This is a genomic window from Hyphococcus aureus, assembly GCF_042643165.1.
Lineage (GTDB): Bacteria > Pseudomonadota > Alphaproteobacteria > Caulobacterales > Parvularculaceae > Hyphococcus > Hyphococcus aureus.
Genome location: NZ_JBHRSH010000001.1, coordinates 1,118,400 through 1,141,795, shown reverse-complemented (window position 1 = coordinate 1,141,795; position 23,396 = coordinate 1,118,400). Strand labels below are relative to the sequence as shown.

At 59.6% G+C, this 23,396-nt stretch carries 25 protein-coding genes; 10 read left to right on the top strand and 15 right to left on the bottom strand.

What is annotated here, in order from left to right:
• Positions 1-138: 138 nt before the first annotated feature.
• From ACFOOP_RS05465 to rsmI, 6 genes are all read right to left on the bottom strand, one after another.
• Positions 139-1,131 carry a hypothetical protein gene (locus tag ACFOOP_RS05465; RefSeq protein ID WP_379879854.1) on the bottom strand — a complete coding sequence of 331 codons (993 nt, stop codon included), beginning with the start codon at positions 1,129-1,131 and terminating at the stop codon, positions 139-141.
• Positions 1,132-1,157: 26 nt separating this feature from the next.
• Positions 1,158-2,378, bottom strand: a complete 1,221-nt coding sequence (locus ACFOOP_RS05460) for a glycosyltransferase family 4 protein (protein WP_379879853.1) — start codon at positions 2,376-2,378, stop codon at positions 1,158-1,160.
• Positions 2,379-2,527: 149 nt separating this feature from the next.
• Entirely contained in the window at positions 2,528-3,472 is a 945-nt protein-coding gene (gshB, locus tag ACFOOP_RS05455) for a glutathione synthase (RefSeq protein WP_379879852.1), read from the bottom strand.
• Positions 3,473-3,515: 43 nt separating this feature from the next.
• Complete coding sequence (locus ACFOOP_RS05450) at positions 3,516-4,070, bottom strand: BON domain-containing protein (protein ID WP_379879851.1); 555 nt, start codon at positions 4,068-4,070, stop codon at positions 3,516-3,518.
• Positions 4,071-4,160: 90 nt separating this feature from the next.
• Positions 4,161-4,538 (bottom strand): YraN family protein, encoded by a 378-nt coding sequence (locus ACFOOP_RS05445; RefSeq protein ID WP_379879850.1) that lies wholly within the window; start codon positions 4,536-4,538, stop codon positions 4,161-4,163.
• Positions 4,535-5,419, bottom strand: a complete 885-nt coding sequence (rsmI, locus tag ACFOOP_RS05440) for a 16S rRNA (cytidine(1402)-2'-O)-methyltransferase (protein ID WP_379879849.1) — start codon at positions 5,417-5,419, stop codon at positions 4,535-4,537. The genes ACFOOP_RS05445 and rsmI overlap by 4 nt, the downstream gene beginning before the upstream one ends.
• 119 nt (positions 5,420-5,538) lie before the next feature.
• On the opposite strand from rsmI, the gene ACFOOP_RS05435 reads away from it, so the two are divergent.
• The 3 genes from ACFOOP_RS05435 to ACFOOP_RS05425 are packed head-to-tail and all read left to right on the top strand — an operon-like array spanning position 5,539 to position 7,908.
• Positions 5,539-6,912, top strand: coding sequence for a penicillin-binding protein activator (locus tag ACFOOP_RS05435; RefSeq protein ID WP_379879848.1), 1,374 nt, complete (start codon positions 5,539-5,541; stop codon positions 6,910-6,912).
• Positions 6,913-6,936: 24 nt separating this feature from the next.
• Entirely contained in the window at positions 6,937-7,668 is a 732-nt protein-coding gene (locus ACFOOP_RS05430; RefSeq protein WP_379879847.1) for a hypothetical protein, read from the top strand.
• A gap of 39 nt (positions 7,669-7,707) precedes the next feature.
• Complete coding sequence (locus tag ACFOOP_RS05425) at positions 7,708-7,908, top strand: DUF2905 domain-containing protein (protein ID WP_379879846.1); 201 nt, start codon at positions 7,708-7,710, stop codon at positions 7,906-7,908.
• A gap of 252 nt (positions 7,909-8,160) precedes the next feature.
• On the opposite strand, the gene dut is transcribed toward ACFOOP_RS05425, so the two are convergent.
• The 7 genes from dut to ACFOOP_RS05390 form a co-directional block, all read right to left on the bottom strand.
• Positions 8,161-8,643, bottom strand: a complete 483-nt coding sequence (dut, locus tag ACFOOP_RS05420) for a dUTP diphosphatase (RefSeq protein WP_379879845.1) — start codon at positions 8,641-8,643, stop codon at positions 8,161-8,163.
• 98 nt (positions 8,644-8,741) lie between these two features.
• Positions 8,742-9,425 carry a DUF8453 domain-containing protein gene (locus ACFOOP_RS05415; protein ID WP_379879844.1) on the bottom strand — a complete coding sequence of 228 codons (684 nt, stop codon included), beginning with the start codon at positions 9,423-9,425 and terminating at the stop codon, positions 8,742-8,744.
• 147 nt (positions 9,426-9,572) lie between these two features.
• Positions 9,573-9,971 (bottom strand): F0F1 ATP synthase subunit epsilon, encoded by a 399-nt coding sequence (locus tag ACFOOP_RS05410; protein ID WP_379879843.1) that lies wholly within the window; start codon positions 9,969-9,971, stop codon positions 9,573-9,575.
• 6 nt (positions 9,972-9,977) lie between these two features.
• Positions 9,978-11,411 carry a F0F1 ATP synthase subunit beta gene (atpD, locus tag ACFOOP_RS05405; RefSeq protein ID WP_379879842.1) on the bottom strand — a complete coding sequence of 478 codons (1,434 nt, stop codon included), beginning with the start codon at positions 11,409-11,411 and terminating at the stop codon, positions 9,978-9,980.
• Positions 11,412-11,454: 43 nt separating this feature from the next.
• Complete coding sequence (locus ACFOOP_RS05400) at positions 11,455-12,336, bottom strand: F0F1 ATP synthase subunit gamma (protein WP_379879841.1); 882 nt, start codon at positions 12,334-12,336, stop codon at positions 11,455-11,457.
• A gap of 22 nt (positions 12,337-12,358) precedes the next feature.
• Positions 12,359-13,888, bottom strand: coding sequence for a F0F1 ATP synthase subunit alpha (atpA, locus tag ACFOOP_RS05395; protein ID WP_379879840.1), 1,530 nt, complete (start codon positions 13,886-13,888; stop codon positions 12,359-12,361).
• 5 nt (positions 13,889-13,893) lie between these two features.
• Positions 13,894-14,490 carry a F0F1 ATP synthase subunit delta gene (locus tag ACFOOP_RS05390; protein ID WP_379879839.1) on the bottom strand — a complete coding sequence of 199 codons (597 nt, stop codon included), beginning with the start codon at positions 14,488-14,490 and terminating at the stop codon, positions 13,894-13,896.
• Positions 14,491-14,755: 265 nt separating this feature from the next.
• Here ACFOOP_RS05390 and ACFOOP_RS05385 point away from each other — a divergent pair, with 265 nt between their 5' ends.
• Complete coding sequence (locus tag ACFOOP_RS05385; protein ID WP_379879838.1) at positions 14,756-16,750, top strand: alpha/beta hydrolase family protein; 1,995 nt, start codon at positions 14,756-14,758, stop codon at positions 16,748-16,750.
• A gap of 107 nt (positions 16,751-16,857) precedes the next feature.
• Positions 16,858-17,586 (top strand): hypothetical protein, encoded by a 729-nt coding sequence (locus ACFOOP_RS05380; RefSeq protein ID WP_379879837.1) that lies wholly within the window; start codon positions 16,858-16,860, stop codon positions 17,584-17,586.
• Here ACFOOP_RS05380 and ACFOOP_RS05375 read toward each other — a convergent pair.
• The gene (locus ACFOOP_RS05375) at positions 17,583-18,140 is read right to left on the bottom strand and encodes an acyloxyacyl hydrolase (protein ID WP_379879836.1); all 558 of its coding nucleotides are present in this window, start codon (positions 18,138-18,140) and stop codon (positions 17,583-17,585) included. The genes ACFOOP_RS05380 and ACFOOP_RS05375 overlap by 4 nt on opposite strands.
• A gap of 143 nt (positions 18,141-18,283) precedes the next feature.
• Between ACFOOP_RS05375 and ACFOOP_RS05370 the strand changes: the two genes are divergently transcribed.
• Genes ACFOOP_RS05370 through ACFOOP_RS05360 form a run of 3 tightly spaced genes read left to right on the top strand, consistent with a single transcriptional unit; the run spans position 18,284 to position 19,333 of the window.
• Entirely contained in the window at positions 18,284-18,640 is a 357-nt protein-coding gene (locus ACFOOP_RS05370; RefSeq protein ID WP_379879835.1) for an acyltransferase family protein, read from the top strand.
• Positions 18,534-19,115 carry a hypothetical protein gene (locus ACFOOP_RS05365; RefSeq protein WP_379879834.1) on the top strand — a complete coding sequence of 194 codons (582 nt, stop codon included), beginning with the start codon at positions 18,534-18,536 and terminating at the stop codon, positions 19,113-19,115. Before ACFOOP_RS05370 ends, ACFOOP_RS05365 begins: the two co-directional genes overlap by 107 nt.
• Positions 19,116-19,150: 35 nt before the next feature.
• Positions 19,151-19,333, top strand: a complete 183-nt coding sequence (locus ACFOOP_RS05360; protein WP_379879833.1) for a hypothetical protein — start codon at positions 19,151-19,153, stop codon at positions 19,331-19,333.
• On the opposite strand, the gene ACFOOP_RS05355 is transcribed toward ACFOOP_RS05360, so the two are convergent.
• A complete protein-coding gene (locus ACFOOP_RS05355; protein ID WP_379879832.1) occupies positions 19,330-21,552 on the bottom strand; it encodes a primosomal protein N' in 2,223 nt (740 codons plus the stop codon). The genes ACFOOP_RS05360 and ACFOOP_RS05355 overlap by 4 nt on opposite strands.
• 93 nt (positions 21,553-21,645) lie before the next feature.
• On the opposite strand from ACFOOP_RS05355, the gene ACFOOP_RS05350 reads away from it, so the two are divergent.
• Both ACFOOP_RS05350 and ACFOOP_RS05345 read left to right on the top strand, forming a co-directional pair.
• A complete protein-coding gene (locus ACFOOP_RS05350; RefSeq protein WP_379879831.1) occupies positions 21,646-22,665 on the top strand; it encodes a DUF1036 domain-containing protein in 1,020 nt (339 codons plus the stop codon).
• The gene (locus ACFOOP_RS05345) at positions 22,662-23,387 is read left to right on the top strand and encodes a pyrimidine 5'-nucleotidase (protein WP_379879830.1); all 726 of its coding nucleotides are present in this window, start codon (positions 22,662-22,664) and stop codon (positions 23,385-23,387) included. Before ACFOOP_RS05350 ends, ACFOOP_RS05345 begins: the two co-directional genes overlap by 4 nt.
• Positions 23,388-23,396 lie beyond the last annotated feature (9 nt).

Sequence of the window (23,396 nt, the reverse complement as noted above, 5' to 3'; positions counted from 1 at the left end):
CGCACCTGCCGAAAAACAAAACTGGCGGCGCCCGGCCGGGCTCCGCCGGCCCGGCAACGCCTGGGACAACGGTCTCTAGCGAATTCCGGACCGTTTCGAAAGCCAGCAACCCAAAAACCGCAGGTTTTCAAGTCGATTTTAGGACACCGCCCCGGCCGGCAACGGCTTATTCCGATTTTGAGCGCCGATCTCGGTTCGGGCTATATGGGCGGTCGCAAAAAACATGGCGATATTGAAGACTTGGGAAAGCCCGGCCTCAGCCACCAGCATCCCCGCCACCGCCGCCTCCGGGGCGCCCACAATCGGGGCGAGGCTGAGCGCAGCCCCCAGATAGACGATGTCCTGATTGGGCAGAAACGGGACGCGGCTGAGGACAAGCTGCATGGTGATGAACATGATCCAGGCCATAACAGGCGCCCCCGGAAGGGCCGATGCGTACATCGCTGCATGAAGCAGGATAATCAGCGCCTGCCGCCCGCCATGGACGCTGATGAGGCGGGGCATCACCCCCTTGGGCAGCGCCATCAGCTTATCGCGGAAAACCATCACCAGCACCGACAGCGTGCCGGCGGACAGGAACGCCAGCGCAAATAGCCAGCGCGCGCCCGGAAACGCCTCCAGCCCGGCTTTGAGCCCGCCGGTCGCCGCGAGCGTCACCAGCAGGACGACAGTGGCCGCGTTGGAGGCGAAAGCCGAGAGAAGGTTGTTGTCCTTTACGCCGACAAGGATGGTCTTGTGCGGCAACGATAGACAGCGACGCGCCCAGATCGTCAGGAACGCCTCGCCGGAATAGCCCATCACGGCGAAATTATAGACGCGCTTTCGAATGAAAACGAAGAAATGGCGCACCAGCGGCCGCGACCAGACAATTTCGTAAAGCGCCAGCTCCGAGACCGGCAACGCGAAAAACCGCAAACCAAAGAAAAGATAGAACCACGGGCTTTCCGGCAGCGATCCGATCACGTCGCGCCAGCCCATATGGGTCAGCTTGTAAAGGAGATAGACGATGATCGCCGCCAGAAGGCTGTATTGAAGAACTTTCAGACCCTTCTGCACCTCTTCGCGCTCGCGCAAGACAGACCAGCGGCGCGCCGCGCCATTGGCGGCGGACTTGATCAGGGGAACGATCATTGGCGTCTGTCAGGCATCGGTGTGGGTCAGGCCGCGCGCTTGCGCGCAGATGCTTCGGGCCGTGGACGCGCATGACGGCGGCTGGGCTGAAACTGGTCGAGGGCCTCGTAATAATGGCCGACAAGTTCTGCGAGCACCGCATCCCAACTGAAGCGCGCCGAGTGTTCACGCGCCGCCCTGCCGAACCGCCGCCTTAAAGGCGCGTCATTGGCGAGCATCGCCAGCTTTTCCGCAAAGCCCGCCGCATTGGGTTCAGCAACATAGCCGGTGACGCCGTCTTCAATAAGCGAACGCGATCCGGCCGCAGACGCGCCTACGGAGGGAAGCCCCGACGCCATGGCTTCGAGCGTCACATTGCCGAAGGTTTCGGTAATCGACGGATTGAAGAAAATATCCGCGCTGGCATAGGCGCGGGCGAGATCCTCGCCCTGCAAATAGCCCGCAAATACTGCGCCGGGAAGGAGATTGGCGAAGGTTTCGCGCTCCGGCCCGTCCCCCACGACCAGCGCCTTCAGGTTCGGCGCATTCAGTTTGGCGCGGTTGAACGCGTCGACAAAAATGTCGATGCCTTTTTCAAGCACCAGCCGCCCGACAAAGGCGACGACCACGTCGTCCGTATGGAAACCGTTGGCCTCACGCCAGGCCATGTCGCGCCGCGCAGGATTGAAAATATCGCCATCGACGCCGCGGGCCCACAAGCGGATATCGCGGCCGATCCCGTCGCGTTTCAATTCATCAGCCATGGAATGGGACGGCGGATATACATGCTCACAGCGGTTGAAGAAGTAACGCATATAGTCAGTGACGTATTTCTCAAGCCAGCGGAGATTGTAATAGCGCGGATAGGTGTCGAAACGCGTATGGAAAGACGCCACCGCCGGAACGCCGAATTTGCGCGCATAATTGAGCGCGCCGTAACCGGTGTAATCGGGCGCGGCGATATGAACGATGTCCGGACGGAAACTGTCGAGCGCGCGCTTCGCCTTGCCGTGAAGGCCGAGGCCCAGACGATATTCGCTGCGCCGGCCCGGCAGCGGCACAGACGGAATGGAGATCAGTTTTCCGGCGTGATCGAACGCCGGCGTTGATGTCGTCGGCGCGAACACCAGCACCTCATGACCTTCGCGTTCAAGATAGGCGACAAGCGTGTTGAGCGCGCGCACCGGTCCGTCCATGACGTAATTATAATTGCCGGAGAAAATCGCTACGCGCAGCTTTCTGTGGGATGGCGTCAAAGGCGCGTTCATTTAAATACTCTTGGTCGCTTGCCGGGCCAGCCGCTCCGGCGCAAAGGATCAGGGCGCCCGGGGCCGTCATTCACAGCCGCATTAAAGGGGCGAAGCAAGCATTATATGGGGGATATATCAACTCCCTGTGACGGTGCGCCAGTCTCGCGTCACTCCTCTCGCTGACCCTCGGTCCAGTCCCAGAACAAGGCCGAGATGTCGGCGCCGCCAAAGCGCCGGACTTCCTGCACCCCGGTCGGAGAAGTCACATTAATTTCAGTGAGATAGTCGCCGATGACGTCGATGCCGACAAAGATCAGGCCGCGCTCGGAAAGGACCGGACCGATGCGGTCGCAAATCTCCTGATCGCGCTCGCTCATTTCCACCGCTTCAGCGCGCCCGCCCACATGCATGTTGGACCGGGTCTCCCCCGCGGCCGGGATGCGGTTGATCGCCCCCACCGCCTCGCCATCGACCAAGATGATCCGTTTGTCGCCTTTGGTGACAGCGGGAAGGTATTTCTGGATGATTGAAGGCTCGGCATAGGCTTCCGAGAATAATTCGAGCAGCGCGTTGAAATTGGAATCGTCGCTGGCCAGCTTGAACACGCCGGCGCCGCCATTGCCGTAGAGCGGTTTGATGATGACATCGCCATGGACCGCGCGGAAGTCGCGCATCGCCTCGATATCGCGGGTGATCAGGGTCGGCGGCGTTAAATCCTTGAAGTCGGTGACAAACAGCTTTTCCGGCGCATCGCGAATGGAGCGCGGATTGTTGAGCACCAGCACCTCGGGCATGAGGCGCTCCAGAATCTGCGCCGCCGTGATGTATGCCATGTTGAAGGGCGGGTCCTGACGCACAAGCACCACATCAACATCATGAAGATCGATCACCGCCGGCGCGGCGAGCGTGACATGGCTTCCCTGCTCGCGCTTGAGCTGTTCGACCTTGCGCGCGCGCGCCCTGACGACGCCAGAATCGAGTTGCAGCATTTGCGGCTGATAGATCCAGATCTGGTGGCCGCGGCCAAACGCTTCGAGCGCGAGGTCAAACGAGGTGTCCGCGTTCACATTGACCGCCTCAATGGGGTCCATCTGGATGGCGATCTTCAACATGAGTCTTGGTCTCCGGGGGCCTTAAGCGTTATGCGCCCCCAATCTACTGAACCAGCGGCCCGCGCAAGGCAACGTGGCTCACGACCTTTTCAACCCCGGCGACGGTCCGGGCAAGCTCCACAGCCCGCTCCAGCTCGGCCTGGCTGCGGGCGACGCCCAAAAGATAGACCACAGCGCCCGAGACGGCGATCTTGTAGTCGCCGCTGACGACGTCCTTGTCGCCAATGAGCCGGGCGCGCAACACCTGATCGATGCGGGCGTCCTCGACCCCCTGGCCAAAGCCGGTGCCGTCGCCGACGAAAATCTCGTCGATGACTTCCTTGACGCCATCAGCCTTCCAGGCGTTCTGGATCAGTTTCGTGCGGCCATCCTCCGACTTCATGGTGCCGGTGAGCATCAGGCGGCCTTCATAAAGGGTGATGTCGACATCGCCGTAATCGTGAGTGCGGTCTGAGAAAAGCACGCCTTTGAGTTCGGCGTTGCTCGACATGTCGGTGAAAGCCTGATCGAGATTGCGGCTCGAGGCGCAAGCGCCGAGCGCGAGAAAGGCGCCAAGACCGGCGGCGGCGAGAATGGTGCGTGATGTGCGGGTGGTCATGGGTGAAACTCCCTCAACTCGGTGAATGATCCGGAACACCCCATTGCATGGGCCGGTTCGCGAATAATGAAAACCGGAAACGCCCCGGCGTTATTCTCCGTCGCGCCAGGCGTCCGGCAGATGTTTGAGCCGCCAGCCTGCGACGGCGATGATATCGTAACGCATGGCGCAATCCGCAAGGTCCCGCCGACGCGACAGAAAAAGTCCGGCGGCGGCGGCGATCCGCCGCCGTGCGCCATAGGTCACCGCCTCGATCGCAGCGTCATGATGCGCCCGCGCCTTCACTTCCACGAAAGCCACTAGACGTCCGCGCCTCGCCACAAGATCGATTTCCCCAAGCGGGGTTTTGTGCCGGCTGGCGAGAATCGAAAATCCCTTGAGACGCAACAGCATCGCCGCCAGCATTTCAGCGCGCCGCCCGCCACGCTCCGCCGACTGGCGCGACCTTCTTGTCGGCGCCGCGCTCACCCGGCGCCTTTCAGTTGCAAAGCGCGCGCGTAAGCTTCCTTGCGCGGGATTGAGAATGTTTCCGCCGCCGCCGCCGCGGCTTCCCTGACGCTGCTTTCATCAAGCGCGGCCTTCAAAAATGCGTCTATATCGCTCGCATCGGCGGCTTTTTCCTCCGGCGGGAAAACAATAATAACAATCTCGCCCTTTGGCTGCGCGGCGTCATAAACGCCCGCAAGCTCTGACAAGGTTCCTGTGCGGAATTCTTCATGCAGTTTTGTCAGCTCACGCGCGACCACGGCCTTGCGGTCGCCAAGAACAGCTTTCATCGCGGAAAGCGCATCGCCAAGACGCGGCGCGGTTTCGTAAAAGATCAGCGTTGCATCCACATGCGCGATCTTTTCAAGGGCCTTCCCCCGCGCGCCCTGTTTCGCCGGCAAAAATCCCGCAAACAAAAACTGATCACTCGGCGCGCCCGCGGCCGACAGGGCGGCGATGGCGGCGCTTGGCCCCGGCAGCGGAAACACCGCGACGCCAGCCTCGCGCGCATCGCGCACCAGCTTATAGCCCGGATCTGAAATCAGCGGCGTGCCTGCATCGGAGACGAGACAGATCACGGCGCCGTCTTGCAGCTTTTTAATGATCTCCGGACGCACCCGCGCCGCATTGTGATCGTGATAGGGCGCACGATGCGTATCCACCCCGTAAGCGGCGCACAATTTCGCTGTCTGGCGCGTATCCTCACACAAGATGAGGTCGGCTTTCTTGAGGATTTCCACAGCGCGATAGGTGATATCGGCGAGATTGCCGATCGGCGTCGCGGTCACATAAAGGCCCGGTTCCGGGTGTAAATCTTTCATCGCCATGAAATAAGGGATGACCGGCGCGGGGCGTGAAGACAAGCCCTCGGGATAAGCCGCCAGCTCAGCAGTCTGGCCGTTTACGCGGGGGCCGGGCCCGGCTAGTCTCGCGCCCGCTGACAAGGCCCCGAAAGCGGGCGGAAATTAAGGGATTCACGGGGATGCGGTTCAGTCTCACCAAGATCACCAGGGCAGGCGTCAAATCGGGCGCCGCGGCCGCGCTGCTGGCGCTGATGGCAGCCTGCAGCTCCACCGGCACGACGACACGCCCATCCGGCCCGGTGATCGCACGGCCCGACGAGCCAGTTCCAGATCAGGAAACTATCTACGATGAAGGCGGCCTGTTCGCCGAGGCGGAGCGTTACGACCGCCGCAATTTCATGCGCCCGCCGCATATGGATGGCGATGAGCCGGTGCGGGTCGGCTTGCTGTTGCCCTTCTCCTCAGACAATGAGGCTGCGCGCCGCATCGCCGCCGCCATGTTCGACGCCGCGCAACTCGCGGTCTTTGACGCCGGTGAAAAGAATTTCCTCCTGATCCCGAAAGACACGCGCGGCGACGCCGAAGGCGCAGCCGCCGCAGCGCGCTCAGCGCTGGCGGATGGCGCCGAAATTATTCTCGGACCATTGTTTTCAGAATCCGTCGACGCCGCAGCAATTGTCACCCGCGCCGCATCGACGCCGATGATTGCGTTTTCGTCCGATCTCAAGGCGGCGGGCGACGGCGTTTTCCTTCTCTCTTTCCCGCCCGAGCTTGAAATCTCTCGCGTCACTGAATTCGCCATGAATCAGGAAATGGTGCGGTTTGGCGTGCTTGCGCCCATGACCGCCTATGGCGACCGCGTTTCCGGCGCCTTCGCAGAGGAAGTGTTCGCGCGCGGCGGCGTCATCGTGCATGAGGAACGCTATGTTCAAGAGCCCGATGAAATGCTCGCGCCGGCGAAACGCCTCGCGCAATATTCGAAAGAGATTATCCCGCTTGAAATGCGTCACGGCTATGAGGGCGACCGCAAACCGATCGCGGAAAACGCCAGCGCCGAAGCCGGCTACACGCAAGGCTATCAGGCCGTCCTGATGCCCGAACAGGGAACGCTGTTGCGCGCGCTCGCGCCGCTGCTTCCCTATTACAATGTTGACATCAACCGGGTGAAAATCCTCGGCGTTTCCTCCTGGAACAATCCGCGCCTGACGCGTGAACCCGCGCTTCGCGGCGGCTGGTTCGCCGCCCCGGACCCAACCATTACAGAAGCGTTTGAAAAACATTATTCGGACGCGTTCGGCGCCAAACCACCCCGCCTCGCCTCGATCGCCTATGACGCAACCTTGCTGTCGGCGCGGCTCGCCGCGAATGGCCGCCGCCGCGACCGTTTCGCGGAAGACGCCATCGCCGATCCCAACGGATATTTCGGCGCGGACGGTCTTTTCCGTCTCAACGCCGACGGCACCGTAGAACGCGGCCTTGCAATCCTCGAGATTCAGCCCGGCGGCATTCAGGTGATCGATCCTGCGCCGCGGAGTTTCTCCCCTGGCTACTAAGCCCATCTTGGTACGGAGTAAAAATTGAGCGTCTTTCTTTCCCGCCTCGCCGCCGGCGCCTGCGCGGCAGCGCTTTTCTTCTCGCCCGCCAACGCCGAGACCGCGCCAGCGTCAGCGAGCACCGCATTGTTGGCGCAGGCGGCGCAAAAGGCCAGGGACTTCGCTGACTATCGTTACGCCTATACGGTCGAGCACCTGACCCGCACCGGCGAAAAGGAAGTCGCGATCACGCTGCGTTTCGATCCGCGCCTTGAGGGCGATGCGCGCTGGCAAGTCCTGTCGCCTGCTGAAGATGCTCTCGACAAACCGCAGGCGAAAGCGCTGAAACAATTGCGAAAGGGCGAGATGGAAGACAGCCCCATTCTCTATGACAGCCTTGATGAAATGATCGACGACGTCGAACTTGCTTCCGAAAACGAGACCGAAGCCGTCTATGTCGCGCAGCTGGATGACGATGACGCGCCAAAAGACGCGCTTGAAGTTTTCATCACGCTCAACAAGCCGGACGCCTATATTTCTTCGATCGAACTCAAGTCGAAAAAGCCTTTCAAACCGGCGCCCGTCGCCAAGGTGATGAAGCTTGTCCAGACCCAGCGTTTCGCAGCGCCCGAAGGCAACGGCCCTGCCCTGATCGTCTCCAGCGAAGCCCATATTGAGGGCGAAGCGATGTTCAAATCCTTTTCCACCGACACGCGGCAGATCTTTTCCGAGATCGAACAGGTGGAAGTCCCGGCGGAAGAAAGCGACGAAGGCTAGGCGCTGTTTAAGGCGCGCTAAAAAGCCTATAATCAGGCCATGCAGAAATTCCTGATCACCGCCGGGATCATTCTCCTCGTCGCTGGACTGTTATGGCCGGTGATTTCCAAGCTCGGACTGGGTCGCCTGCCCGGCGACATCCGCATCGAGCGCGAGGGTTTTGCGTTTTATTTTCCGCTGACGACGATGATCATCGTCTCGGTCGTTCTGACGGTGATTTTCCGGTTTTTCGGAAAATAGTCTGCTATTTTGGCTTAGAAAACTTCGAAAAAATCAGTGCGATCAGCGGAACAACGGGTGCGACAATGATCGGCACAATCAAAATGATTAGCAACTGCTGAACCAAATACTCTCTCGTCTCTTGAGTTATGGGCTCTAGTCCAGCCAATAAATTAAGCAAAACAATTATCAGAAAAAACACTACGCTAACTAATAAGATTACACGCAGCGCCAAGAGGTAAAAGTGCGCGCACACTTTTAAGAACGCTTTCATTACACGCCCGTCGAGCCGAACCCGCCGCTTCCGCGCGCGGTGTCATCAAGTTCATCGACTTCCTCGAACGCCGCCTGATAGACGGGTGCGAAAACCATCTGGCCGATGCGGTCGCCGCGATTGATCGTGAAATCCTCCGCGCCGTGATTGATCAGGATGACTTTCAACTCGCCGCGATAGTCGGCGTCGATCGTGCCCGGCGCGTTGACGCAGGAGATGCCGTGCTTCGCGGCAAGGCCTGAGCGCGGGCGCATCTGCGCCTCCCAGCCCGGCGGCACGGCGATGGCGATGCCGGTCGGGACCATGAAGCGCTCACCCGGTTTCAGGGTCAGCGGCTCCGTCACCGCGGCGCGCACATCGCACCCCGCCGCCAGCTCGGTTTCATAGCGCGGCAGCTCCAGCCCTTGGGCGTGCGGCAAACGCTTGATGCGCACATTCAAGGCGGCGGTTTCGGGTTGCGGTTTCAATGCAGTCGCGGACATGCGGGGCTCCTTACTCATTCGCCGTCACTATCGCCTGACTCGTCCCGACTTTATTCCCCAATTTATCCCCGTCATTTTCACCACCGTAAAAAGGCGCGCTAAAATTGAACGCCTGTGGGCTGAGGCTTGCACGCAGGCACAACTTCCGGGTCGCCATAGCGGGTTGTATCAAAAAGCCAGCAATCATCGAAAACAGAGCAGTAACAGATATTCATCCGCACCCGGCCCTCGGAGATCGCGCCGCGCAGGCTCGCCAGCACCTCGCTATAATCCTTGGCCTCGCCCCCGGTCACCGGCAAAGCGGTTTGATCGAGCCGCATGATTTCAATCTCTTCGCCGGCGGCCAGCACCTTGCCATAGATATCGGCGTTGGAGATGAGAATGGCGTCGCCATCGCTCTCCACAAGGGAGCCAAGAAGCGCCCACCAATTTGAAACCGGTTCATCATCAAGGAGAACTTCAACGCTTCTGATGCGGGCGGGACCGATTCCCTTGTTGGAAACGGCGATCATTGTGAACTCATTATCGACAACATTGTTGTTGCTGACGGCAATCTCCAGATGCGGCCAGACCGAGGCCTGCTGTTGTTTCCTGACGGCGTCGGCCTCATTGAGCGCGGCGTAAAGGGCGATCAGGCCAACCAGAAAACCGACAACCGCCAGCACTGTCTGCGCAAGGGACATGCGCATTGCGATGCGGTCGGAACGGGTGAGTTCAACCTTTTTTTCTGGCGCCTGAGCCGGAGCCGCCGCCGGGTCTGGCTTGTGTTCAGATTCGGACATGGCCCCTCGCTAATCACCGGACAGCCGCTTTCGTCTTCGAATAAGCGCAGCCCTATTTCCCCAATTTATCCCCGGACTTTTCCAGAATCCGTGCAAAAGAAAAAGGGCGCCGAAGCGCCCTCACATTCTTTTCCACACCTAATGAAGCTAAAGCGCGACCTGAAGCTCTTTCAGCTGCTTAAGCTCCATTTCGGCGTGCCGGCGTGTTTCCGGCAGTGTGTCCGTGTCGGAAAGGTCTTCTTCGCAATTCTTGATGCGGCGGGCGAGCCCGTCGGCGTCGAGATCCTTCACCATCACAGCCTCTTCAGCGAGAACGGTGAGACCTGCCGGCGAGATCTCGGCGAAGCCGCCGCGCACGAAGATGCGCGTTTCTTCCGACCCGTCCTTCACCCGGACGACGCCGGGGGCGAGGATGGTCATCACCGGGGAATGCTTCGGCAACACGCCCAGCATGCCTTCGGCGCCCGGAATGTCGACCTGGTCCACTTCCGTGGACATCAGTTCGCGCTCCGGCGAGACGAGATTGAAGTGAAGCTTGTCCGCCATGGCTGGTTACGCCGCTTCCGCTGCGAGACGTTCGGCCTTCTCGAGCGCTTCGTCGATAGAGCCGACCATGTAGAACGCCGCTTCCGGCAGGTGGTCGTAATCGCCAGCAACGAGACCTTTGAAGCCTTTGATCGTGTCTTCGATGGAGACGAGCTTGCCCGGCGAACCGGTGAAGACTTCTGCGACGTGGAAAGGCTGCGACAGGAAGCGCTCAACCTTACGCGCGCGCGCAACGACGAGTTTGTCTTCTTCCGACAGCTCGTCCATGCCGAGGATCGCGATGATGTCCTGCAGCGACTTGTAGCGCTGGAGAATGCCCTGAACCGAACGGGCGACATCGTAATGTTCCTGGCCGATGACGCGCGGGTCGAGAATGCGCGAGGTCGAATCGAGCGGGTCAACGGCCGGATAGATGCCCTTTTCCGCGATGGCGCGGTTCAAAACCGTCGTCGCATCAAGGTGCGAGAACGAGGTCGCCGGCGCCGGGTCGGTGAGGTCGTCGGCGGGGACATAAATCGCCTGCACCGAGGTGATCGAGCCTTTGGTGGTCGTCGTAATGCGTTCCTGCATCATGCCCATGTCGGTGGCGAGCGTCGGCTGATAGCCCACCGCCGAAGGAATGCGGCCGAGAAGCGCGGACACTTCCGAACCGGCCTGCGTGAAGCGGAAGATGTTGTCGACGAAGAACAGAACGTCCTGGCCCTGGTCACGGAAATGTTCCGCAACCGTAAGACCTGTCAGCGCAACACGCGCGCGGGCCCCCGGAGGCTCGTTCATCTGGCCATAGACGAGCGCGGCCTTGGAGCCTTCCATCTTGCCGCCAGTTTCTTTCGGGTTCACGTTCACTTTGGATTCGATCATCTCCCAGTAAAGGTCATTGCCTTCCCGGGTGCGCTCGCCGACGCCGGCGAACACGGAGTAGCCGCCATGCGCCTTGGCGATATTGTTGATGAGCTCCATGATGAGAACGGTCTTGCCGACGCCCGCGCCGCCGAACAGGCCGATCTTGCCGCCTTTTGCGTAAGGGCAGAGCAGATCGACAACCTTGATGCCGGTGACGAGAACTTCCGACTCCGTCGACTGCTCGACGAAAGGCGGGGCCTCCTGGTGGATGCCGCGTTTGGTTTCGTGCGGGATCGGGCCCTGCTCATCCACCGGCTCGCCGATGACGTTCATGATGCGGCCAAGCGTGCCGTCGCCCACGGGCACCGAGATCGATGCGCCGGTGTCGGTCACCTTGGCGCCGCGCACGAGGCCTTCGGTGGAGTCCATGGCAATGGTGCGCACGGCGTTTTCACCGAGATGCTGCGCCACCTCAAGAACGAGCCGCTGCCCGTTATTTTCAGTTTCCAGCGCGTTCAAGATCGCCGGCAACCCGTCGTCGAAAACGACGTCCACGACAGCGCCGATAACCTGACTGATGCGGCCTACGTTGGTCATGACTTCTTCCTTCAGCTATGCGTCTATCGTCCGGGCTTGGCCTTTAAAGGGCTTCGGCGCCGGCGATGATTTCAATCAATTCGGTGGTGATCTGCGCCTGGCGGGCGCGGTTATATCTCAAATTCAGCTTGTCGATCATTTCGCCCGCATTGCGCGTCGCATTGTCCATGGCCGACATGGAGGCGGCCTGTTCGGACGCCACGTTCTCGAGCAGCGCGCGGAAAACCTGCACCGCCACATAGCGCGGCAACAGCGCGGTCAGAATGTCCTGTTCGTCCGGTTCATATTCATAGATCGCACCGCCGAGATCGGGCGCGACAACGCCTTCAGGCGCCACGGCCGGAATAATCTGTTGCGCGGTCGGGATCTGGGTGACGACATTTTTGAACTTGCCGTAGAACAATGTCGCGACGTCGAATTCGCCAGCCTCGAACATCGAGAGAACTTTGTCGGCGATCTCGCGCGCTTCGCCAAAGCCGATCTGCTTCACATCGACGAAATTCGCCTTCCAGACGATCAGCTCGTTATAAAGGCGCTTCAACTGGTCGTTGCCCTTGCGGCCGACGGTGATGATTTTCACCTTCTTGCCTTCGCCCTGAAGCTTGGCAATGCGTTCGCGCGCAAGACGAACGATGGACGAGTTGAAGCCGCCGCACAGACCTTTGTCCGCCGTCGCCACGATCAGGAGATGCGTCTCGTCCTTGCCGGTTCCGGCAAGCAGTTTCGGCGCGTTCGGATTGCCTTTGGCGCCGGCTGACAGATTGGCGAGCACCGCCTCCATCCGCTCCGTATAGGGACGGGCTTCGGTGGCGCGCTCTTCGGCCCGGCGCAGTTTCGCCGCGGCGACCATCTGCTTCGCCTTGGTGATCTTCTGCGTCGACTTGACCGACGAGATCCGGTTTTTGAGGTCCTTAAGAGACGGCATTGCGTCGCCTTTTCGTCCTTATCTACGCGAAGTTTTTCGAAAACGTGTCGAGGGCAGCTTTCAGCTTGTCCTCGACATCTTTCTCAAGCTTGCCGGTCTCGCGGATCGACTTGAGAATGTCGCCATGATCGGCGTGCAGTTTGCGGAGGAGTTCCGCTTCAAATTCCTGCACTTTGTTCTTGGCGATCTTGTCGAGATAGCCTTGCGTGCCCGCAAAGATAACACAGACCTGTTCTTCGACCTGCAACGGCGAGAACTGGCCCTGCTTCATCAGCTCGGTCAGGCGGTCGCCGCGGTTCAGAATGCGCTGGGTCGTCGCGTCGAGGTCGGAGCCGAACTGCGCGAAGGCCGCAAGCTCGCGATACTGCGCAAGCTCGCCCTTAATTTTACCCGCGACCTGCTTCATCGCCTTGATCTGGGCCGAGGAGCCCACACGCGACACAGACAGACCAACGTTCACCGCAGGACGGATGCCCTGGAAGAAGAGATCTGTTTCAAGGAAGATCTGACCGTCGGTGATCGAGATCACGTTGGTCGGAATATAGGCCGACACGTCGTTCGCCTGCGTCTCGATAATCGGCAGCGCCGTCATGGAGCCAAGGCCATTGTCTTCGTTGAGCTTCGCGGCGCGCTCAAGCAGGCGCGAGTGCAGATAGAAGACGTCGCCCGGATAAGCTTCGCGGCCCGGCGGACGGCGAAGCAAGAGCGACATCTGGCGGTAGGACACAGCCTGTTTCGACAGATCGTCATAGATGATCAGCGAGTGCATTCCGTTGTCGCGGAAATATTCGCCCATGGCGCAGCCGGAGAACGGCGCGAGGAACTGCAGCGGCGCAGGTTCTGACGCGGTCGCGGCGACGACGATGGAATATTCCATGGCGCCGTTATCTTCGAGCGTCTTCACGATCTGCGCAACGGTGGAACGCTTCTGACCAATGGCGACATAGACGCAATAGAGTTTTTTCGACTCGTCATCGCCCTGGTTCGCCGTTTTCTGATTGAGCATGGCGTCGACGCAGATGGCGGTCTTGCCGGTCTGGCGGTCGCCAATGACAAGCTCGCGCTGGCCGCGGCCAACCGGGATCATGGCGTCGATGGCCTTGATGCCTGTCTGCACCGGCTCATGCACGGATTTGCGCGGCAGGATGCCGGGCGCTTTCACATCCACCAGACGGCGCTCGGTCGCTTCAATCGGGCCCTTGCCGTCAATCGGATTGCCGAGCGGGTCGACGACGCGGCCGAGAAGGCCCTTGCCGACCGGCACATCCACGATGGCCTTGGTGCGTTTGACGGTGTCGCCTTCGCCGATGGCGCGGTCGTCGCCGAAGATCACGACGCCGACATTGTCGGCTTCGAGGTTCAGCGCCATGCCTTTTACGCCATTGGCGAATTCGACCATCTCACCGGCCTGGACATTGTCGAGGCCGTAGACGCGCGCGATGCCGTCGCCAACCGACAGCACTTGGCCGATTTCAGAGACTTCGGCGTCTTTGCCGAAATCCTTGATCTGTTGTTTCAGAATGGAGGAGATTTCCGCCGCATTGAGTTCCATGTCGCTCAGGCCTTTTTCATTACGGTCTTCAAACGATTAAGTTTGGTCTTCAAGGATGCGTCGACCATTTGAGAGCCGATCTTGACGACAAGACCGCCCAGCAAATCCGGGTCGACACGGGTTTCAAGGTTGACCGCCTTGCCAACCATGCGCTCGATCTCAAGGCGAAGCGCCTTGACCTGATCTTCAGTCATGGGGGCGGCGGTCGCGGCCTCGGCGCTTACCTCGCCGCGGTGATCGGCGGCGTGGGCGCGGAAGGCGCGGATCATATCGGGGAGTGCAAACAGGCGCCGGTTCTTGGCGATAAGCTTCAGAAAGTTAGTCACCAGGGCGCTGAAGCCCGCTTTTTCCGCAAGGGCGCCCATGACTGAGAGCTGATCGTCGCGGTCATAGACCGGGCTCTTCAAAAACGCCTTCAAGTCGGGCGATCCGTCGATCGCGCCTTGCAGGGTTGTGAGCTCGCCCTCGACGGCCTCAAGCGCGCCAGCGTCGAGCGCAAGCTCAAAAAGCGCTGAGGCGTAACGGCCTGCGACTCCGGAAACGGGGGCGAGATTGGCTGACGCGGTGCTGGTCGACACTGGCGCTGTTCGCTCCTGATACATGGACGCCGCCGATGGGGGCGCCTAAGTTTTTGAAATTACATACGAAAAGAAGACGTCGTCCGGTGACAGCCGCGCCTTCCCTGTGAGAACGCGCGTGGGCGTAGCATGGGCCCCGCCGCGACGCAACAATGACCGGTGCGGCGGAATGGCGATCCTTTTGCGCCATTGCCACCAACCCATGGTTGCACTGCCTGGAAAAGTATCGAAAGCTTGGGGCAGAGGGGCGGCGAACGCTCAATGGTTCATTGTCTGGAGGGGCTCCATCATGTCGTATCAACCGCGCCATTCGCGCGCCGTCATCTCTTTTTTTCTGGGACTCACCGTGTCCATGGCGGGCGCAGCGCCTTCAATGGCGCAAAAGGCTGACCCGACTGTTTATGGAGCGCTTCCAAGCGTGTCAGAGGCCGCCATCTCACCGGACGGAAAAACCATCGCCGTTCTCCAGAACGCCGGCGACGCCACCGGCCTCATGTTTTACGATCTCGACAATCCGGACGCCGCACCAAAAGGCGTTGGGCTTGGAGAGACGGACGCGCGCGACATTGTCTGGGCGAATGACGACCGGGTCTTCCTTCTTGCTTCTCAGTCAAGCCAGGTCAGCACTTTGTCCGGCATTGATACGATCGAATTCTTTCGCTGGCTGACAGTTTCGAAATCAAAAGAGAAAGCCAAAATTCTTCTCGGCAATGAACCCGGCTTCTTTGTCGCCAACGCCGGCGACCTCCTCTCCGTAATGCCGAACGACCCAAAGAAAGCGGTCTTCGCGCGCCATTCGTCTAGCGGCAAAAGAACCACCAGCGGCGGCCCGTCGCGGTTGAAAGACAATACGGTGCAACCTTTCGTCTATTCGCTTTTTCTTGTTGATGCAGAAAACGGCTCGCAAAAGCGCCTCGAGACCGGCGATGAATACACGATCGACTGGATCGTAAACGCCGATGGTGAGGCGGTCATGCGTATTGACATTGACCCCGCGACAGGCGGCAAAAAAGTCTACTACCGAAAAGACCCCAAGGCTCGCTTTGAGCTTATGGATCAGAACATCTGGAATTTTGATTTCTACAGCCAGGCGGACAAGCCGGACACCTTCTTCGCGGGCGCCGCGGCCAATAACAAGGCCGCTGTATTCGAAGTGAATCTCGCCAACGGCGACCGGTCAATTGTGTACTCGAACCCGACGTATGATGTAGCCGACATGATCTATGACCCCCGCAAAGCCAAGGTCACCGGCGCCCGCTATGTGGGCGATCTGTCACGCTCTTATCATTTCGACGAGACGCAGCGCGCGACCCAGGACAGCCTGCGAAATGCAATTCCCGGCTCAGAACCCATGATCATCTCCAAGTCAGCCGACGGAACGCGGATGGTTGTAAAAGTACTGTACACTGATCATCCGCCGCAATTCTACTTATATGACAAGACGGCAGGCACGCTGAACATGATCGCCGCCAGCTATCCCGAACTCGATGGTAAAATCGTCGCAAAAAAAGAGAAATATGACTACACAAGCCCTGACGGACTAACCATCCATGGTTATCTGACTGTACCCGCCGGCGGTTCTAAAGAAAATGCGCCGCTCATCGTTCTACCCCATGGCGGACCGGAAAGCCGGGCCGATCAAGAGTTCGACTACCAATCCTTCTTTTATGCGGCGCGCGGCTACACCGTCTACGAGCCAAACTTCCGCGGCAGTGAAGGATACGGCGTTTCTTTCCGCACCGCCGGTTATGGCGAATGGGGCCGCAAGATGCAGGACGACATTTCTAACGGCGTTAAGAAGCTGATTTCTGACGGAATCGCCGACTCGGATCGCATCTGCATCGTTGGCTCTAGTTATGGCGGTTACGCTGCGCTGGCCGGCGCCACGCTAACGCCAGAGCTTTACGCCTGCGCCGTTAGCATCAATGGCATCTCCAATCTGCCAGGCATGCTGGGCGATGTCGCCCGAGACAGCTCATTGGGCGAACAATATTGGACGACGCGAATCGGCAGCCGGTACCGTGACAACGATCAACTCACGGCAGTCAGCCCCGCCAGCAACGCAGAAACAGCCGGCGCGCCAATCCTTCTCATTGTATCGAAAGACGACGTCGTCGTGCCACAATGGCAAAGCACGCAAATGCGTGATGCGCTAAAGCAAAATGGCAAGCCGTATGAAATCGTCGAGCTTCCAGGTGAAGACCACTGGCTGTCCACATCTACCGCGCGCACAGAAATGCTGCAGCGATCAATCGACTTCATTGACAAGCATATCGGTCAGTGAAAGGGCGACTGCCTTAATTTCACTTCAAGGTGTGCGGACGAAACTGACCGTCAATGGGTGTGCTGGGATAGATACGAGACAGGCTAAACGCGTGTCACAAAACAGGCGTGGTGTTCATTCATCCGCAAAAATGCGGCGGATCATCACTAGAGTCGGCGCTGTTCCGGCAATACCGCCTGTCACGAGAGCGCCTTTTTCCGATCGAAGCCCGGTTTGCGACCCGGACCCTCAAAGATGGGCCAGACGCCTCGTTGCCGGAAGCAGAAGCTTCCGCAGAACGACAGTTTCTTGTCGCTTATGCGCTGGAGCGTGGCGTCAAATGCGTAACCGGACATGTGCCATACACCCCGGCGCTACAAATCAAATACGGTGACACGCACAAATTCATTACTGTCCTGCGCGAGCCGTTGGAGCGCTTCTGTTCGCATTTGCGCTACGCATATAATAGCGGCATGGAAACATCGGCTGGCGGCGATGTCGACGCCTTTCTCGAAAGCCGTCGCGCGCGATATAATGGCGCCCTTTACGCCTATTGTTTCGGCGGCTGGACCGATCTTGATGAACCTGTCACCGATAAACATATCAACGACGCCCGGGAAAATATTCTCTCACTCGACGCCGTTGGCTATCTGGACTGTTTTCCTGCATTTCTGGATGAGATCAGCACGCTTCTGGGCGCCCGGATCACAGCCGGTCATGAAAACAAAACGACAGACCTCAAAAGATCATGGCGCGGCGAGTTCACACCGTCGCAGATGACAAAGATACGCCAATTGTGCGCGCCCAGCATGGCGATTTACGAACATGTGCGGCAAAAGCGGCCGCCCCGAGACTAGATCGAAAGCCCGAGGCGCAGGCCCATCTGATCGAGGCCTTCATTGTCGGAGCACAGACCGGCATTGGAAATGTGGTTCCAGTGAAACGATGCTGAAAGGCGATCGGTGACTCGATAGCCGACATCGCCGGCGAGGCGGAACAACGCCCGGCATCCGAAAAAGATCGTGTCATCGACGCGCGCCGCATCGGCGATGGGGTCGTAACGGTCGGTTTCCCCATTATGGATCGCGGCGCCAACGCCGGCCGCCACAAAAAAGCGGGATACCTCAACGCGCCATTCCAGCCCGGTGTAAATCTGGCTGGTGGCGTCGCCATCCGTCGCCACCGTCGCGCCCACGACCGGGCGCGGCGAAGCCAGCACGCTCAGAAAGCGCGGCGACGAAAACACCGCTTCGCCGTTGATGGCCGCGCCGTCTTCCTTGCTTGACCCGAAGCCGCAGCAGCTTTGGGCAAAGACGCCGAAACGCACCTCATCCAGATCCACCGCCTGCGCTTGGCCAATAAGCGATGCCAAAGCGAACGCTGTAAATATGATATGTGACAGTCGTTTCATTTTTTCCGTCTCACCCCAAAAAGCGGGATATATTAGAGCCCTAAAGGGTTAACCTAGCGTTTACCGAAATCACGGACGCAAGGCCGTACGGCGCAATTCTTGCTCTGCGAGGGAAGCTTTTCTCCGATTTTCAAAGGAAATTCATGACACCCGCCGCGCCCCAGATAAAAACCGTTCACTCAATCCAGTTTCTGCGATTTCTTGCAGCGGCGCTGGTGGTCGCTTATCATTCATTTCATTTCGTGGATCTGAAAGTCCTCGCCCTTAGCGAGCGGCTGATGCATTTCACGACCTTCGGCGCCTCTGGCGTTCATATATTCTTTGTCATCAGCGGCTTCATCATGGTGTGGACGAGCGAAGGCAAATTCGGCAAAGCGTCGAGCATCAGCGGCTTTGCACCGGCGCTTTATCAGAATCTATCCGATCTACTGGGCGCTTGCGGCGGTCAACATTTTCATCGCCTACGCCTTTCATCTCGGCCTGCCCCAATCCACCAGTGAGGCTATAGGCGCAGCGCTGCTCGCGCCCGGACACTCGTCAAAACTTATTTTTGTGGGATGGACGCTAACCTTCGAGCTTTTCTTTTACGGTGTGTTCGCCGTGTTGCTCTTGTTGCCAAAACGCATGAGCGTGATTGCGCTTTCCCTTTTGTTCACCGCGCTCGCCGCCCTTGGTGTTCTCTTCAATCCCACACACCCCGCCCTGCATGTGGCGACCGATACCTTGTTGCTCGAATTTGTCATGGGCGCATGGATCGCCGTGGTCGCCAGATCGAACCTTGCCTTGCCGCGATGGGCCACACCGGCGTTTGTGGCTGCGGGTCTTGTAGGTTTCGCCGGAGCCGCGCTTATCGGTCCGGCGGCCTTGCCCACGGTCATCAGCTATGGCGGACCGAGCGCGCTTTTGATCTGCGGCCTTGTCTTGATGGAAAAGCAGGCCGTCTTTCGCAAACTATCAAACGCCTTAGTCCGCTAGGCGACAGTTCCTATTCGCTGTATCTTGTTCATGCAATGCTCTTGCCGCCTTTGACGATGCTCGCCGAGAGCGCCTTCGGCGCAAGCCTATGGGCAGCGATCGCCCTTGTAGTTGTGCTGACCCTTGTCTGCATTATCGTCGCTCATGGCGTATATCTGTGGCTGGAGCGTCCGCTGATCGGCACCGTCAGAACTTTCATCAGCCCACGGAAAACCTAGAGAAAAGAATAGGGATTGATGTCGACGGTGACGCGAACCGGCCCCGGCACTTTCACGGCGGCAAGCCAGTCTGCGAGATAAGCCTGAAGGCTCACATTGCGGCGCGCCTTGACGAGCAGGCGCATGCGGGCGACGCCCCGTAGCCGATAAATCGGCGCGCGCGCCGGCCCCAACACCTCGACACCATCGGCATAAGGCGCCGCCACCTTCAGGGCGTTCGCCGTCCTATCGAGCGCCTGCTCATCGAGCGAGCGCAAGGTCACAGCGGCAAGGCGCCCATAGGGCGGAAAGCCGAGATCGCGCCGGCCGATCGCCTCAGCCGCCAGAAAGGCGTCGCGATCGCCGGAGGCAAGCGCGGCCAGCACCGGCGCCTCAGGTTGATAGGTCTGGAGAAAGGCGCGGCCAGGCTTTTCTGCGCGCCCGGCGCGCCCTGTCACCTGGGACAGCAACTGATAGGTCCGCTCCGCCGCCCTCAGATCACCGCCCGCAAGTCCGAGATCAGCGTCAACCACACCCACCAGCGTAAGATTTGGAAAGTGATGTCCTTTCGCGGCGACTTGCGTCGCTATCAAAATGTCGATCTCGCCCGCCTTCATGGCGTCGAGCACGTCGCGCATAGATCGCGGTCCCGGCGCGGTGTCGGACGACAGGACTGATATGCGCGCTTGCGGCCAGCGCTCTTTTGCTTCCTCGGCGACGCGCTCGATGCCCGGCCCACAGGGGGTCAAGGCATCAACCGCATTGCAGGCGGGACATGCTGTTGGTTTCGGCATGGAAAAACCGGTGTGATGACAGATCAGGCGGTTTTCAAACCGGTGCTCCACCAGCATGGAATCCGAGCCCGGCGCCGTCATCTTGTGACCGCAGCGCCGGCAAAGCGTCAGCGGCGCATAACCCCGGCGATTGAGAAATAGGAGAGATTGTTCGTGTGCGGATAGATTCTTGTCGATCTCGCGCACCAGCCCCGGCGACAACCAGCGCCCCGCCTCCGGCGCATCTTCGCGCATGTCGATGAGATGGATGTCAGGCATCGCCGCATCGGCGAAACGCGAGGACAGCCCCACCGCTTCATAGCGGCCCTCATCGACATTGACGACGGTTTCCAGCGACGGCGTCGCCGACGCCAGCGCCACCGGAAAACCACCGAGACTGCCGCGCGCCACCGCCATATCACGGGCGTGATAGATAACGCCTTCTTCCTGTTTATAGGCGTTGTCATGTTCTTCATCGACAACGATGAGACGCAATTTCTGAAACGGCAGAAACAACGCCGATCGCGCGCCCACCACCAACCGCGCGCTTCCATCCGCCACGCGCCGCCAGCTGCGCCGCCTTTGCGCGCCCGTCAGGTCCGAATGCCAAGGCGCGGGGGCCGCACCAAAGCGCTCCTCAACGCGGGTCAAAAACGGAAGCGTCAGCGCAATTTCCGGAAGCAGGATCAGCGCCTGCGCTTCCGGGTCTTTCTTCAGCGCCGCTGCGACCGCTTCGAAATAAACTTCGGTCTTGCCGGACCCTGTGACGCCATCGATCAGGACCGCCTTGTGCCCGCCCTCCTCAACGATGGCGGCGAGCGTCTCCGCCGCAAATTGCTGGTCGTCCGAAAGCTCGGGGCCCTGGCGGTCAAGATCGGGCTGCGCAAATGGCGGGTCGGGATCGATGTCCACGCGGGCAAGCGCGCCCGCATCGGCGAGACCGCGCACCACCGCCTCGCTGACATTCACTTGCGCCGCCAGATCCGAAGCAGAGCGTGGGCTAGCCCCGGCGGCGGCGAGCACCGCCTTGCGCTGCGCCGTCATGCGCAGCCCTTCCGAGGCATCGGTGCGAATAAAAGCCGTCTGCATGCGCGGGCCCTCCAGCGCATCGGAGACCCGCATGACCATCCGCAGGAGCGCGCCCTTGGGAAACATCGTGTAAGCCGCCGCCCAGTCGATGAAGGCGATCAGATCAGGCGAGAGCGGCGGCGCATCGAACACACCAGCCAGCGTTTTCAGCTTTTCAAGCGGCGGGGCCTCCCCCTTGGACGGCCAGACAACGCCCGCAACCTCCCGCGGACCAAAGGGCGCCGTCACGAAAGAGCCCAGAGGCGGGACGTCGCCATCGCACGCATAATCATAGGCTTTGGGCAGCGGCATGGGGAAAAGCACGCTCACACGCTCAGGTTTTTGCGCCGCCGCGCCGTCTTCATGGCGGTTTTCCGTCAGGGGTGGAGCCTTATTCATCTCAGACGCGCTTGATCCTCAGGTCAGTTTCGGCTGAATTACGCACCAAACAAAGCGCCAATGTGGCGATCAGTAATTTCCGGGCCCTGCGCAATGCGTCTTATCCTTTTATCGATCCTGCTATTCGCCCTCAGCGCCGGCGGCGCCTCAGCCAAATATAGCTTCTGCAACAAGTCGAGCTACGCGCTTTCTGCGGCGATCGGCTATGTGGACGGCGACCGGCTCGCCACAAGAGGCTGGTGGCGGCTTCGACCCGGACAATGCAAGGTGGTGCTCACGGAAACGGCGAAACCAGGCCGCTATTTTGTTTACGCAGAGGCCATCCCCGGACACAAGGGCCCATTGAGAACATGGTCCGGCGATACTGCGCTTTGTGTGGAAAACAACGGCTTCTTCAATCTGCGCAATCAGGATGTCTGCCGCGACGATCCCATGCGCCAGCGAAAATTTTTCAATGTTGAAGTCACCGAGGCTGCAGGCGGCGCCTGGCAAACTGATTTCACCGAAGCATCAACTTACACGGTCTACTCAGCCGAAGTCGCGGGCGTACAGCGGCTTCTTTCCGATATCGGCAAGAATTCCGGCGATATCGACGGCGCCATGGGCCGGGAAACACAGCGCGCGCTCGCAAATTACCGTAAGGAAAAGGGCCTACCCGATGGCTACAATATCGACGACGAACTAATCGACGCCTTGATTGAAGACGCCAATTCGAGCGAAGCCAAGCTAGGTCTTTTCTACTGCAACAAAACCAACAATGCGGTCTGGTCCGCAGTTGCGGAATCAGAAGGCGATGAAAAATACCGCTCCAAAGGCTGGTGGAAGATCGAGCCCGGCGACTGCGCCAAGATCATCAAGGGCGCGCTCGGGAAAGATCATTATTACGTCTATGGCCTGATCGAAGATCCCGCCGGTGAGCGCGCCATGACCGGTGGCGAGAAAAATTTCTGCACCAATCTGGTGATGTTCAACAGCGCCAACGATCTTTCCTGCGCGGATCAGGATCTTGACGAGGCTGCGTTCCGGCGCGTCGACATCGGCGGCGCCGAGTCGGCGACGTTCGACTTCACGCCAGCGATGTTCGCGACCTCGCAGGACGACGCCGCACAGTGACGGCGGCGCCCAAAAGCCAGAACGTGACGCCGGATCTCACCCATGTGGAAAGCTGGGTCTTCGATCTCGACAACACGCTGTATTCCGCCGACTGCCAGCTTTTCGCACAAATCGACGCGCGCATGACCGAATTCATTTGCGGCCGTTTTGAGATGGAGCGCGGCGAAGCGCGGCGGCTGCAAAAAGCCTATTATGTCGAATATGGGACGACCATGAGCGGGCTGATGACTCGCCATGATGTCTGCCCCGATGAGTTTCTCGAATTCGTGCACGATATAGATGTGAGCGTCGTGCATGAAAATCCGGACCTTGGGGCAGCGCTGGCGGCCCTGCCGGGACGAAAATTTATTTTCACCAATGGCTCGGTGAAACATGCGGAGAATGTCGCAGGCGCACTCGGCGTACTTCATCACTTTGATGAAATTTTCGACATCAAGGCCGCTGGCTATGCGCCAAAGCCGCGACGCGAGCCCTATGAAAAATTCCTCGCCTCTCATGGGATCGCACCGCAAGGCGCCGTCATGTTCGAGGACATCGTCCAGAACCTCGAAGCGCCGCACGCGCTGGGCATGACGACGGTGCTGGTTCATTCCGACGCCGCCTGGCTCGATGACGAACCCCACGAAAAAAGACCGGCGCGGCGGGGAGACAATGCAGCCCATGTGCATTATGTCACCGATGACATCACCGCCTTCCTGAAGGCCGCGACCATTTCATCCTAAACGATCAGC